The sequence below is a fragment of the Cellulomonas olei genome, from assembly GCF_039548315.1.
In the GTDB taxonomy this organism is placed as follows: Bacteria; Actinomycetota; Actinomycetes; order Actinomycetales; family Cellulomonadaceae; genus Cellulomonas.
This window is the reverse complement of the sequence record NZ_JBCLVN010000022.1, coordinates 64,710-77,412: the sequence shown is the minus strand read 5'-3', so window position 1 is coordinate 77,412 and position 12,703 is coordinate 64,710. Positions and strand designations below refer to the sequence as shown.

The 12,703-nt window shown below is 78.4% G+C and carries 11 protein-coding genes; 6 read left to right on the top strand and 5 right to left on the bottom strand.

Annotation, left to right across the window (positions count from 1 at the left end; all coding sequences use genetic code 11):
- Positions 1-59: 59 nt before the first annotated feature.
- The 4 genes from AAHH18_RS08760 (at position 60) to AAHH18_RS08745 (ending at position 5,085) form a co-directional block, all read left to right on the top strand.
- Complete coding sequence (locus AAHH18_RS08760) at positions 60-824, top strand: fructosamine kinase family protein (RefSeq protein WP_343301348.1); 765 nt, start codon at positions 60-62, stop codon at positions 822-824.
- 421 nt (positions 825-1,245) lie between these two features.
- A complete protein-coding gene (locus AAHH18_RS08755) occupies positions 1,246-3,057 on the top strand; it encodes a metallophosphoesterase family protein (protein ID WP_343301347.1) in 1,812 nt (603 codons plus the stop codon).
- A 351-nt stretch (positions 3,058-3,408) separates the two neighbouring features.
- A complete protein-coding gene (locus AAHH18_RS08750) occupies positions 3,409-3,918 on the top strand; it encodes a winged helix-turn-helix domain-containing protein (protein ID WP_343301346.1) in 510 nt (169 codons plus the stop codon).
- A gap of 105 nt (positions 3,919-4,023) precedes the next feature.
- Positions 4,024-5,085 (top strand): YihY/virulence factor BrkB family protein, encoded by a 1,062-nt coding sequence (locus tag AAHH18_RS08745; RefSeq protein WP_343301345.1) that lies wholly within the window; start codon positions 4,024-4,026, stop codon positions 5,083-5,085.
- A 62-nt stretch (positions 5,086-5,147) separates the two neighbouring features.
- Here the strand turns inward: AAHH18_RS08745 and AAHH18_RS08740 are convergent, their stop codons facing one another.
- Both AAHH18_RS08740 and AAHH18_RS08735 read right to left on the bottom strand, forming a co-directional pair.
- Positions 5,148-6,326 (bottom strand): M15 family metallopeptidase, encoded by a 1,179-nt coding sequence (locus AAHH18_RS08740; RefSeq protein ID WP_343301344.1) that lies wholly within the window; start codon positions 6,324-6,326, stop codon positions 5,148-5,150.
- A gap of 282 nt (positions 6,327-6,608) precedes the next feature.
- Positions 6,609-7,811, bottom strand: coding sequence for a hypothetical protein (locus AAHH18_RS08735; RefSeq protein WP_343301343.1), 1,203 nt, complete (start codon positions 7,809-7,811; stop codon positions 6,609-6,611).
- A 152-nt stretch (positions 7,812-7,963) separates the two neighbouring features.
- Between AAHH18_RS08735 and AAHH18_RS08730 the strand changes: the two genes are divergently transcribed.
- Positions 7,964-8,419, top strand: a complete 456-nt coding sequence (locus tag AAHH18_RS08730; protein WP_283320519.1) for a universal stress protein — start codon at positions 7,964-7,966, stop codon at positions 8,417-8,419.
- 48 nt (positions 8,420-8,467) lie between these two features.
- On the opposite strand, the gene AAHH18_RS08725 is transcribed toward AAHH18_RS08730, so the two are convergent.
- The 3 genes from AAHH18_RS08725 to AAHH18_RS08715 form a co-directional block, all read right to left on the bottom strand.
- Positions 8,468-10,093, bottom strand: coding sequence for a RecQ family ATP-dependent DNA helicase (locus AAHH18_RS08725; RefSeq protein WP_343301342.1), 1,626 nt, complete (start codon positions 10,091-10,093; stop codon positions 8,468-8,470).
- 4 nt (positions 10,094-10,097) lie between these two features.
- On the bottom strand, positions 10,098-10,328 hold the full coding sequence (locus AAHH18_RS08720; RefSeq protein ID WP_343301341.1) for a hypothetical protein: 231 nt from the start codon (positions 10,326-10,328) through the stop codon (positions 10,098-10,100).
- Positions 10,329-10,440: 112 nt separating this feature from the next.
- Positions 10,441-11,319, bottom strand: a complete 879-nt coding sequence (locus AAHH18_RS08715; RefSeq protein ID WP_343301340.1) for an SDR family NAD(P)-dependent oxidoreductase — start codon at positions 11,317-11,319, stop codon at positions 10,441-10,443.
- Positions 11,320-11,439: 120 nt separating this feature from the next.
- Between AAHH18_RS08715 and AAHH18_RS08710 the strand changes: the two genes are divergently transcribed.
- Positions 11,440-12,690, top strand: a complete 1,251-nt coding sequence (locus AAHH18_RS08710) for an MFS transporter (RefSeq protein WP_343301339.1) — start codon at positions 11,440-11,442, stop codon at positions 12,688-12,690.
- Positions 12,691-12,703: the final 13 nt, after the last annotated feature.

Sequence of the window (12,703 nt, the reverse complement as noted above, 5' to 3'; positions counted from 1 at the left end):
GGACGGGCCAGACTCGCGGGACACGGGCGACACGCTAGAGGTGAACGAGGGCCGGCCGCATGGAGACGTACCGCAAGCAGCGCGCCGGGGCGCCGGCGGGGTTCTTCGCGTGCGAGGCGGCGGGGCTGCGCTGGCTGGCCGTGCGCGGTGGCGCGCCCGTCGTCACCGTGCTCGGCGTGGGGGCCGACCACCTCGACCTGGAGCGCCTGCCCGAGGTCGCGCCCAGCCGCCGCGCGGCCCGTGAGCTCGGCGCGCGGCTCGCGGTGACCCACGACGCCGGCGCGCCGCGGTTCGGCTCCCCGCCGCCGGGCTGGGACCGCGACGGGTTCTTCGGCCCGCTCGACCAGCCCCTGCCGATGCCGGCGGGCGACCACGACCGGTGGGGCGCGTTCCTGGCGGACCGCCGGATCGAGCCGATGGCGGAGCTCGCCGCGCGGCGGCGCGCGCTCCCGCCCGCGGACCTGGAGGCGCTCGCTCGGCTGGCGGAGGTGCTGCGGGGCGGGGACCTCGACGACGACGAGCCCCCTGCGCGGCTGCACGGCGACCTGTGGTCGGGCAACGTGCTGTGGACGCCCGTGGGCGCGACGCTCATCGACCCGGCCGCGCACGGGGGCCACCGCGAGACGGACCTCGCCATGCTGGCCCTGTTCGGCTGCCCGCACCTCGACGAGCTGCTCGACGCGTACCAGGAGGTCCACCCGCTGCGCCGCGGCTGGCAGCACCGGGTCGCGCTGCACCAGGTGTACCCGGTGGGCATGCACGCGGTGCTCTTCGGCGGCGGCTACGCCGCGCAGCTCCGCCGGCTCGTCGCGCCGTACGTCTGACCCGCCGCTCGCCCCGGCCGGTGCCGGGGTCCGGCACCACGGCGGCCCCGGGCGGCGGCACCCTGGGGGTGCGCCGCTCCGGGGCCGCCGGCGCCAGGTGGCAGCATCCGTACGCCACCGTCCGTCGCGCCCGCTTGTCCTTCTCCCGCGCGACCTGAACCGTCCCGGCCTCGTTGAGGACCGTCGGTGACGAGCCACCCGTCCCGCGTCCGTCCAACCCTCGTGAGGGAAGCGTGCTCCGCGTCCGGGCCGGTCCCTCCCGCGGTGGGATGCTGCCACCACCGCGCGGACCGGGAGCCCGAGTCTCGCAGGGTAGAGCGCACGGGGGCCACGGATTATTCCGCCGGCGGAACGCAGCGGCGACGCCCGCCCGACGGGCACCGCCGCGACGCCCCGGACCTGCGCGTCTAGGCTCGAACCGATGTCCGACCCGCGCGTCCCCGCCCCCGATCCCGCCGACCGCCCCCGCGGCCCGCGGCCCGCCGCCGCGCCCGCCCCGGCTCCCCGCACAGCCCCGGGCGGCCGCGTCCGCCGCTGGCTGCCCCGGGTCCTGCTGGCGGTCGCCGCGGTGCTCGTCGCGCTCGGGTTCGGCGTGACGACGGCGAGCGCAGACCTCAGCCTCGGCCCGCACGAGGCCCGGTACGAGGTCACCACGGACTCGACCATCACGATCGACCTCGGGCCGCTCGGCACCCTGCGGATCGACTCGCCGCTGCCGCTGGGGCTCGGCACCCGGGTGGTGGTCGAGGAGATCCCGGCCGACGTGGACGCGCTGCAGGGTGTCGACACGCTCCAGGCGCTGACCGGCGACCTGAACGCCTACCTGCAGTTCTTCACCGGCCCGCAGGCCACCGTCGAGGACGCGGCGCGCGCCCTGGCGGCGAACGCCGGCCGGCGCTCGCTCGTCGCGCTCGCCGTCCTGCTCGCCGTGTGGTTCGGCGGCCGGGCGCTGCTGGGGGCCGCCCGCCGGCACGAGCTCGGGGCACGGATCGCACCGCACCGGCGGCAGATCGTCGGCGGCGCCACGGCCGTCGTGCTCGTCGGGGCCCTGCTGACGTCGAGCGACGAGGACCGGTCGCGCGCCGAGGAGGACGCGCAGGCCGCGTCCGCCGTGTTCGACGGCACACCGCTCGAGGGCGCGCGCATCACCGGGCGGCTCGGGGGCATCGTCGACACCTACGGCGGGCTGGTCGTGCGGGCGCTGCGCGAGAACGACGAGTTCTACCAGGAGGCCGACGACGCCCTCGTCGCCGCGTGGGCGGACTGGGAGGACCGCGACGCCGCCGCCGCGGCCCGACCGTCACCGAGCGCGGGCCCGAGCGCGCGCCCCTCCGGCTCGCCGGACGCCTCCCGCTCCCCCGCGGCGTCGGCCTCCCCGTCGTCGCCGACGCCGTCCCCGTCGCAGGACGCCGACACCGAGCCGGTCACGCTGCTCGTCGTGTCGGACCTGCACTGCAACGTCGGCATGGCCCCGCTCATCACGTCGATGGCGGAGCTGTCCGGGGCGCAGATCGTGCTCGACGCCGGCGACACCACGATGAACGGCACGTCCGTCGAGCAGTACTGCGTCAGCACGTTCGCGCGCGCGATCCCCGACGGCGTCGACCTCATCACCGCCCCCGGCAACCACGACTCGGCCGAGACCACCGCGCAGTACGCGCGCGCGGGCGCCACCGTGCTCGACGGCGCCGTGATCGAGGCCCGCGGCCTGCGGATCCTCGGCGACCACGACCCGAAGGCGACCCGGCTGATCGTCGAGCAGACCCAGGACGAGTCGTACGCGGAGGTCGGCGCCCGCCTGTCCCAGGTCGCGTGCGACGACGGCGCCGGAGTCGACCTCGTGCTGTTCCACAACCCGCGCTCGGCGCCCGCGATGCTCGCCGACGGCTGCGTGCCCGCCCTGGTGTCCGGCCACATGCACACCCGCACGGACCCGGAGCAGGTCGGCGAGGGCATCCGCTACATCTCGTCGTCCACCGCCGGCGCGCAGGAGAACGAGCCCCGCATCGGCCCCCTCAAGGGCACGGCCGAGATGACGCTGCTGCGCTGGGACCCCGACGCGCGCCGCATCCTCGACTGGCAGCTCGTCGAGATCGGGACCGACGCGAGCGCGACCGTCCACGACCGGGAGCGTTGGCCGGTCGTCGTCCCGGACCCCGACCCGGAGGCCGACGAGGACGAGGCCCCGGCCGGCACCCCGACGCAGGACGTCACGGAGCCCCCGGGCGGCTGACCGGCCTCCTCCCTCCCTGCGGGGCATCCCGGGCCCTGCGTGCCGCACCGGCCGGTTCCGTCCTCGCCGACCGCGCCCGGCGTGCCCGCCCGCACGGCGGCACGGGGACACGGCTACGACACGCGCGTCCGGCCCGTGAGACGCACCGGCCGCGGGCGGTGACGGGGCGGCCGGCACCGTGCGAGACTCGCCGCCATGTCGACCGCGCACCTCGCCTGCCGCCCGCTGCGGCGCGGGTGCGCGCGTGCGCTCTGTCGGGCCTGACCGCCTCCCCAGCCGTCAGCCACCCCGCGGGACCGCCGTCCCGCCCGCCGCGCGTCACCGCCGGCGGCCCGCCCGAGGAGCACCGTCGTGTCCGTCCTGAGCCCCGCCCTCCCGTCCGCCCGTCCCCTGCCCGTCACGGCGCCCCGGACGGCGCCGCGTCCCGCGGCCGCCCCGTCCCGCGCACCGCACGACCCCCGCGCCCTGCGCCGGCCGGCCGTCCCCGAGCCCGCCCGCCCAGCCGTGTCCGAGGACCTGCGCCGGTTCGAGGCCCTGCTCGCCGCCCTCCCCGTCGGACCGGCGGTCGTGGTCGACGTGCCCGGGCGCAGGCTGCTGGTCGACGGCCGCGCCGTGGACCTCACCCGTCAGGAGTTCGACCTCGTCACGTACCTGGCCCGGTCCGCCGGCCGGGTCGTCAGCCGCTCCGAGCTGTACGGGGCGGCGTGGCGCACCCGCGACCTCGCCGAGGGCACCCGCACGGTGGACGTCCACGTGCGACGGGTCCGCGCGAAGTCGGGGCTGGACGGGCTGATCACGACCGTGCGCGGCGTCGGCTACCGGCTGAACCCGATCGACGGGCTCCGCGTCCAGGAGGGCTGACGGCGCGGTCCGGGGCTGCGGTGGCGGGAGCCCGCGCCCGGGGCGACGCTGGCGTGGGGTGCGGGACGAGCGCCCCGTCCACCCGGCGCACCCGCAGGAGGACCCGTGTCGCAGGACGACGCCAGCAGCGAGCGGACCACCACGCCCGACCCGGACGACCCGCGCAAGCCGGACTCCCCCGACGACCTCACGCGGCGGTCCTGGCGCTACGTGCTGCGCACGACCGTCCGGGAGTTCCAGCACGACCAGTGCACCGACCTCGCGGCGGCCCTCACGTACTACGCGGTGCTCGCGCTGGCCCCGGCGCTGCTCGCCCTGGTCTCGGTGCTCGGCCTGGTCGGCGACGGCGAGCAGCTGGTCGAGGAGGTGCTGCGCACCGTCCGCGAGTCCGGGCCGGAGGGCGCGGCCGACACGCTCGACCCGATCCTGTCCGGCATCGCCGCGAGCCCCGGCGCCGGCCTGGCGTTCGTGCTGTCGCTCGTGCTCGCGCTGTGGTCCGCGTCCGGGTACGTCGCGGCCTTCAGCCGGGGCATGAACCGGGTGTACGAGATCGACGAGGGCCGCCCGATCTGGAAGCTGCGCCCGGTCCTGCTGCTGGTGACGCTCGTGCTCGTGCTGTTCGCGGTCGCCGTCGTCCTGGCGCTGGTGGTGTCCGGGGACGTCGCGCGGTCCGTCGGGGACGCGATCGGGGTCAGCGACGCCACCGTCACCGTGTGGAACATCGCGAAGTGGCCGGTCGCGCTCGTCCTGGTGGTGCTGGCGGTCGCGATCCTCTACTACGCGACGCCGAACGTGCAGCAGCCGAGGTTCCGCTGGATCAGCCCCGGCGCGGGGGTCGCCGTGGTCGTCTGGCTGCTCGCCTCGGCGGCGTTCGGGTTCTACGTGGCGAGCTTCGGGTCGTACGACAGCACCTACGGCTCGCTGGCGGGGGTCATCATCCTGCTGCTGTGGCTCTGGCTGACGAACCTCGCGCTGCTGTTCGGCGCGGAGCTGGACGCGGAGGTGGAGCGGGGACGCGAGCTGCAGGGCGGCATCGCGGCGGAACGCACGATCCAGCTCCCGCCGCGCGACACGCGGGCCAGCGACAAGCGCCGCGCGAAGGCCGAGGAGGACGTCCGGCGGGGGCGCGAGCTGCGGCAGTCCCGCGCCGGACGCCGGCCGCGGTGACCTGCGCACCGTCCTGACGAACGAACGAACGAACGAGCGGACGGGCGGACGGGCGGCGGCGCTCACCCCGCCCCGGTGCCCACGAACTCCCAGTGCCACGGCTCCTGGGGGCCGGACCCGCCCGGACCCATCGCCTCGGGGTGGACCCAGCCGTGCTCCGGCCCGTGCTCGGCCATCCACCGGTAGAGCGGCGAGTCGAACCGGCCGACACCTCCGAAGCCCCGGAAGTCGACCGCGACGCCCCAGCCGTGGTGCGAGCGCCCGGGCGGCGCGGCGAGCGACCCCTTGGCCTGCCGCACGGACACCTGCGCCGCGTAGGTCCGGTAGGTGTCCCCCACCGGGAGCGAGGAGCCGTGCTCCGCGCGGAACTCCGCGTCGAGCGCCACGAGCGCGTCGACCGCGTCGCAGCGCAGGCGGGCGCCCTCCGCGAACGGCACCGGGCACAGCAGCGCCGGGTCCAGCGTCCCGTCGGCGCGCAGCGGCCCCGACGCCGCTGACGGCGAGCCGGCACCCGGGGCCGCCGCCCGCGCGAAGGCCTCCGCGCGCCGGCCGGCGTCCGCCGCGGCCGCCTCCAGGGCGGTGAGCCCGTCGGTGACCGCGACCGGCCCGGGCGCGGGGCCGGCCCGCTCGACCGCGAACGACAGCCGGAAGACGTCGGCCGCCGCCGCGCGGACGTCCGCCGCCACCGCGACGCGCTCCCCGGGCGTGCCCGCCGTCGGGGCGGGGTCGCCGTCCGGGCCGGGCGCGCCGTCCGGGCCGGACGGGCCGGACGGGCCGGACACCTGCGCGGACGGACCGGCCGACCGTCCCACCGGCACCGGGTGCGCCACGGCGACCGCGCCGCCCAGCCGCGCGGACGCGTCGCGCAGCGTGGTCACCGCGTCGTCGAGGTCGGCGAGGCCCGGGCGGGGTGCCGGGGCGATCCGCAGCGCGTCGACGCCGTCGGCGGCCTGCAGCGCCCCGCGGGCCAGCAGCAGCGACTCGGTCGCCACCCGCTGCGCCTGGGCCCGGGCCTGGGCGCCGAGCCGGAGTCCCTCCGCGTCGGCGGCGCCGCCGGACGACGGGACCGGGGACGACGACGGGACCGGGGACGTCGACCCCGCGGTGCGCTGCGGTCCCCCGGGGCCGGTGACGCCGCGCTCGGCCGCGACGGCCCGCTCCGAGCCCGCCCCGCCACCGCCGCCACCGCTGCCGCCCGCACCGCCCGCAGCGGCGGCCACGGCCAGGCCCACCACCGTCACGCCGCGCGCCGTGCCGCGCAGCGCCCTCGCCGCCGGTCCGAGGCTCGCCCGTCCCTCCCGCCGGTGGCGGGGCGCCCGACCGGACCTCGCGGCCATCGCGGCTCCCGGGAGTGCGCGGGGCGGAGCGTCCCGCACGGACGCGGCGACCGGGATCCCGGCCCCGCGGCGGCTCGCGCGGCGAGCCGTCCTCCTCACGCTAGGAACGCCCCGCAGGGGTGTCAACGCCCGCCGGTCCGCGGCCGCCGTGACGCGCGCGAGCGGCCCGGTCCGGCGTCGCCGCGCTCACACGTCGCCGCGGGCACGCTCCGCCGACCGCACCCGCGCCTCGGACCGCTCGGCGGCCCGGTGGGCGGACGTGCGTGCGGACCTCGCCCGTCGCAGCTCCAGGCCGGCCTCCCTCGCGGAGCCCTCGACCTCGGCGAGCACCTCCCGCAGCCGCGCGATCTCCGCCCGGGTCGACTCGACCTCGTCCGCGAGCTCGGCGGCACGTCGATCCGCCGCCTCGACCCGCGCGTCGGCCTCGTCGCGCGCCGCCCGGTCGGCGGCAGCGGCCTCGCGGGCGAGCGCGACGTCCGCGTCGGCGGCACGGCGCGCCGCGTCCCGGCGCCGAGCGGCCTCCTGCGCGCGCGCAGCCTCGCGCGCCTGCTCCTCCTCGCGCGCCTGCTCCGCCTCCCGGGCCTGCTCCGCCCCGCGGGCCTGCTCCGCCTCCCGGGCCCGCTCCGCCTGCCGGCCCCCCGCCGTCCCCCGAGCGGTCGGCGTCCCCCGCCCCGTCGCCCCGGCGCCGTCCTCGCGGACCACCCGGGCAGGCCCGCCGCCGGGCCGCTCGGGCTCCTCCGCCGTGATCAGCCGCCCGCGTCGGCGGGACGCGGGCCGCGCCGGCCGCTCGTCGGGCGCCACCGGGTCGCCCACCTCCCGCAACGGCGTGCGCCGCTGCGGCGCACCCTCCAGCGCGGGTGCTCCGGGGACGGCGGTCGCGCCCGTGACGTCCACGGGCTCGAACCCGGAGGAGAAGAGGTCGCGCACCAGCAGCCCCGTCGCGACCGCAGCCGCGGCGTCCGGGTCGCCCATCGCCGCACGCAGCGTGGCCTCGACCTGCCCGCGGGCGGCCGCACCGCCCCGAGCGGAGCCGTCGGCGGCGAGGGACAGCGCCACGGGGACGACAGAGGCCAGAGCCTGCTGCTGCTGGGCGTGCAGCGCGCGCAGGTCGGCACCGGCGAGCGCGGACTGGGCCTCGCGCAACCGCACCCCGAGATCCAGCAGCCGTGCGAGGTCCTCCGGGTGGTGCCGCAGCAGCAGGTTCACCGCCGCGGCCGCGGTGGACGGCTTGCGGAGCCCCGCCACGGCGCGCGCCAGCTCGCGGTCGCCGGCAGCCCGGGCCGCCCGTACGGCAGCGGTCCGCTCCGCTGTGAACCGCGCGGGCGGCACGCCGTACAGGTCCGCTGCCGCGCGCACCAGCCCCGGGTCCGCCTCCGTCTCGTCCGCCACGGGTCCTCCTCCCCCGGCCCACCCTGCCGGACCGCGCCCGGCCCGGCCACACACCGCGGCGTGGACCGGCGCGTCCCGCGGCGCGGACGGCGTCCCCGGCGCCACGCACCGGCGATAGCCTCGGCCGGGACGCGCGGGAGGACGGTGGCACGGTGCCGGGTGGGTTCGAGATCGGCCGCGACGGACCGTCGGCCGTGGTGGTCGGGGTGGACGGGTCGGACCCGTCCCTGCGTGCGGTGGCCTACGCGGCCGGGGTGGCGCGGCGCCAGCGCAGCCGGCTCGTCCTGGTCTACGCGCGGGAGCCAGCCGGGGGCCTGGCGTCGCTCATGGACAGCACGGGCACCGGCATCGCGGCGGCCGTGCTGCACCAGGACGACGTGCAGCGTCAGGTCGAGGGCATCGTCGCGCTCGGCGCCGCCGAGGGCATCCCCGCCGAGCTCGTCGTCCGCGCCGGGGACCCGTACCAGGTGCTGTCGGCCGTGGCGCACGAGGTGCGCGCCGACAGCGTCGTGGTCGGGTCGTCCGCGAGCATCGGCCACCGCGTCGCCGGTTCGCTGGCGGTGCGGCTCGTCCGGAACGCGCGCTGGCCGGTCACCGTCGTGCCCTGACCCCATCGCGCCGCGCCCCGGCCGCGCCCCCGTCCGAGGAGCGCCTCCTCAGCCGGCCGCCCGCAGCAGCCCCGACTCCCACGCCACCGCCGTGTCGAGCGTGACGTACCCGCGGTCGGCGAAGAACACCGTCACCCGGTCCTCCTCGACCACCGACACCTGCCCGGGCCCGAACTCGGCGTGCTCGACGGGCTGGCCGGGGCGCACCGGCGCGTCCCGGACCGCCACCGACGTCCCCGCCTCGCAGGAGTCGCACGTCCCGCACGGCCGGGGGTGCGGCTCGCCGAGCAGCTCCAGCAGCAGCCGGCGGCGGCAGTCGGTCGTGTCGGCGTACGCGCGCACGACCTCGACGCGGGAGCGCTCGACCGCGCGCCGCTCCTCGTGCCGCGCCGCGGCCTCCTCGGCGGCGCGGGCCGCGGTCACCCCGGTCGGTCGCAGCCCGCCGCGCGCGTCCCGCTCGAGCGCGCCGACCTCGAGCAGCACCCCGACGGCCCGCGAGGCGGTGCGTGCCGCGAGCCCCGAGGCCCCGACGACCGCCTGCTGGTCCGCGGCGCCGTCCGCCACCGCGGCGAGCACGGCCGCGAGCGTGGCGCGACGGGGGACGCCGCCCGCGCGCAGGTACTGGTTGAGGCCGAAGTCCTCGGGCCGGACCACGAGCTCCGCGCGCGCCGGCTCGCCGTCCCGGCCCGCGCGCCCGACCTCCTGGTAGTACGCGTCGAGCGACGTCGGAGGTCCCGCGTGGACGACGAACCGCACGTCGGCCCGGTCCACGCCCATGCCGAACGCGCTCGTCGCCACCACCAGGTCGTGCTCGCCCCGGAGGAACGCCCGCTCGACGGACGCGCGCCCGGCCGCCGGCAGCCCCGCGTGGTAGCCGAGCGCCGGCCGGCCCGCGGCTGCGAGCCGCTCCACCAGCTCCTCGACGTGCGCACGGGTGCGTCCGTACACGAGCCCCGCCCCCTCCAGCCCGAGGACGGCCGCCACGACCCGGTCGTCCCGCTCCCCCGGCGTGGCGGCGTGGCGGGCGCCGAGCCAGATGTTCGGGCGGTCCGCGTCGTGCACCAGCACGCGCGGCTCCGTCATCCCCAGCCGCTCGACGACCTCCTCGCGCACGTGCGGCGAGGCGGTGGCGGTGAGCGCGAGCACGCGGGGTCCGCCGAGCCGCCGCACGGTCGAGGCGACGTGCACGTAGTCGGGCCGGAAGTCGTGCCCCCACTCGCTCACGCAGTGCGCCTCGTCCACCACCACCAGCCCGACGGGGGCGCGGTCGAGCGCGTCGGCCACCGGCTCGCGCACGAGCTGCTCCGGCCCGAGCACCAGCACGTCGAGCTCCCCGGCGGCCGCGCGGTCCAGCGCAGCCCGGACGGACGCCGCGGTGCGGGCCGAGCTCACCGCCTCGGCGCGCAGTCCCGCCGCCCGCAGGCCGTCGACCTGGTCCCGCTGCAGGGCGAGCAGCGGCGAGACGACGACGGTCAGCCGACCGCTGAGCAGCGTCGCGATCGCGTAGACCGCCGTCTTCCCGGCGCCCGAGCGTGCGACCAGCAGGGTGTCGTGGTCGTGCAGCCCGTCCAGGGCGTCGCGCTGCGCCTCCCGCAGGCGGTGGCCCTCGCCGAGCACCCGCCGGACGGCGTCCGCCAGCGCCGGCGGGTGCCCGCCGGTCGCGTCCCCGCCCACGCCGTCAGCGCCGGGGGCGGTGCAGGGCCAGGAAGAACCCCAGCCCGCTGACCACGATGCCCGCGGTGAACCCGGTGATCGACGCGTGGTCGACGGCGAAGCCCATGAGCCAGAACCCGCCCAGCATCAGGGCGAAGCAGAACAGGAACAGCAGCACGCGGGCGGCCGGGGGCGGCGGGGGCTGCTCCTCGGTGACGCGGGCGCGCTCGATCTCGTCGGCCTGCGAGGCGGACATGCGATGACCTCCTGGTGGGGCGCCCGGCAGCGGGGCCGGGCGGGGCGGGTGGGGCCGACATCCGGCCCCGTCGACGCTAGGCGCGGGCGACGCGGCCTGCCACCGGACGGGATCAGGCGTCGACGGCGCCGTCGTCCCCGGCGGGCCGGGTGGACGCGCCGTGCACGGCGACCTTCGCCCGGTCCGGGAGCACGGCCGCCGCGACGGCCTGCAGCCGGGCTTGGAACGAGCGCACGACGACCTCGGCCTTGCCGGCCACCAGCCCCTCGAACGCCTGGTCGGCGACGTCGGCCGGGTCGTCCTGCGGTCCGCTGCCCACCGGGGTGTCCTCCATGCCCGCACGCTCGAAGAACCGCGTGTCGGTGGGGCCGGGCAGCAGCGACGTGACGGTGACGCCCGTGCCGGACAGCTCGTGCCGCAGCGCCTGGGCGAACGAGTGCACGAACGCCTTCGAGGCCGCGTAGGTGGCGTACCAGGGACCCGGCACGAGCGCGGCCGTCGACGCGGTGACCAGGACCCGGCCGGCGCCGCGCCCGACCATCGCGGGCACCAGCGCCTTCGCGAGCCGCACGGTGCCGACGACGTCCAGCGCGATCACGGCGAGGTCGCCCTCCAGCGGCGTCTCGACGAACGCGCCGCCGCGACCGGTGCCGGCGTTGAGCGCGAGCGCGTCCACCGGACGCCCGGTCGCCCGCACCTCGGCGACCAGCGCGTCGACGCCCTCCGCGGTCGCGAGGTCCACGCGGACGGGCCGGACGGCGGCGCCCGAGGCCCCGAGGGCGTCCGCGGCGACGGCCAGCTCCGCCTCGTCCGCGGCCACCACCAGGTCGAACCCCTCCTCGGCGAACCGGCGGGCGAGCTCCAGGCCGATGCCGCTGGACGCGCCCGTCACGACAGCGAGCGGGCGGGCCGAGGGAGGGCCGGCGGTCGCGCGCGGCGACGCGACGGGGTCGGTCACGTCGGTGGCGGCGCCGGGCGTGGTCTCGGACATGGCTGCTCCCGCTGAGTTCCCGGGGGCCTCGACCCGACCCGCTCCCCGCGACGCTAGGCGCCGCCCCGGCGGGCTGCCACCCGGCCGGGTGTCGCAGGCAGCGGCTAGCATCTCGCCCTTGTGAGCCGCCTCGTCGACGCCGTCGCGCCCCCGCGGCTCGGCGTGCCGTTCCGGTGGCTGCTCGCGTCGTCGTGGGTCAGCAACGTGGGCGACGGCATCGCGCTCGCCGCCGGGCCGCTGCTCGTGGCCTCGCTGACCTCCGACGCTCGGCTCGTGGCACTCGGGGCGACCCTGCAGTGGCTGCCCCCGCTGCTGTTCGGCCTGCTCGCGGGAGCTCTGGCCGACCGCTGGGACCGCCGCCGGATCGTGCTGGTCGTCAACGTGGCCCGCGCGGTCGTCCTCGCGACGCTCGCCGTCGCGGTGGCCGGCGGCCACGCCACCGTCGGCCTCGTCCTGGGCCTGCTGTTCCTCCTGGGGACCGCCGAGGTGTTCGCCGACAACGCCGCGCAGACGTTCCTGCCGATGCTCGTGGCGCGCGACGACCTGGCCGTGGCGAACGCCCGCCTGCAGACGGGCTTCATCACGCTCAACCAGCTCGCCGGCCCGCCCGTGGGCGCCGCGCTGTTCGCCGCCGGGGCCGCGTGGCCGGCCGCGGGCCAGGCGCTGATCGTGTCCGCGGCGGCCGCGCTCGTCGCGCGGATCGTCCTGCCGCCGCACCGGCCCGACCCGGCTGCCCGGCAGCACCTCGGCCGGGACATCGTCGAGGGGCTGCGCTGGGTGCGCCACCACGCCGCCGTGCGGACCCTGGTGCTGACGATCTTCACGTTCAACATCACCTTCGGGGCCGCCTGGTCGGTGCTCGTGCTGTACGCGACGCAGCGCCTGGGGCTCGGGTCCGTCGGCTTCGGGCTGCTCACCACCGTCAGCGCCGTCGGCGGTCTCGCCGGCACGGCGGCCTACGGGTGGATCACGCGACGCGTCTCGCTCGGGAACCTCATGCGGATCGGGCTCGTCGTCGAGACCCTCACGCACCTCGGCCTCGCGCTGACCCGGCAGCCCGCGGTCGCGCTCGCCATCTTCTTCGTCTTCGGCGCGCACGCGTTCGTCTGGGGCACCACCTCGGTCACCGTGCGGCAGCGCGCCGTCCCGCGCGCGCTCCAGGGTCGCGTCGGCGCGGTCAACACGGTGGGTGTCTTCGGCGGCCTCGTCCTCGGGTCCGGGCTGGGCGGGGTGCTCGCGGAGCGGTACGGCGTGGCGGCGCCGTTCTGGTTCGCGTTCGCGGGGTCGGCCCTGTTCGTCGCGCTCATCTGGCGCCAGCTCCGGCACGTCGCGCACGCGGACGAGCGCGAGGCACCCCTCCCGGAGGGCTGACCCCGCCCGACGC

What these genes read in the sequence shown, in the direction of transcription:
- AAHH18_RS08720 (WP_343301341.1), bottom strand. Translation starts at nt 10,328, where the DNA reads ATGTCCGCCTCGCAGGCCGACGAGATCGAGCGCGCCCGCGTCACCGAG.
- AAHH18_RS08760 (WP_343301348.1), top strand. Translation starts at nt 60, where the DNA reads ATGGAGACGTACCGCAAGCAGCGCGCCGGGGCGCCGGCGGGGTTCTTC.
- AAHH18_RS08715 (WP_343301340.1), bottom strand. Translation starts at nt 11,319, where the DNA reads ATGTCCGAGACCACGCCCGGCGCCGCCACCGACGTGACCGACCCCGTC.
- AAHH18_RS08755 (WP_343301347.1), top strand. Translation starts at nt 1,246, where the DNA reads ATGTCCGACCCGCGCGTCCCCGCCCCCGATCCCGCCGACCGCCCCCGC.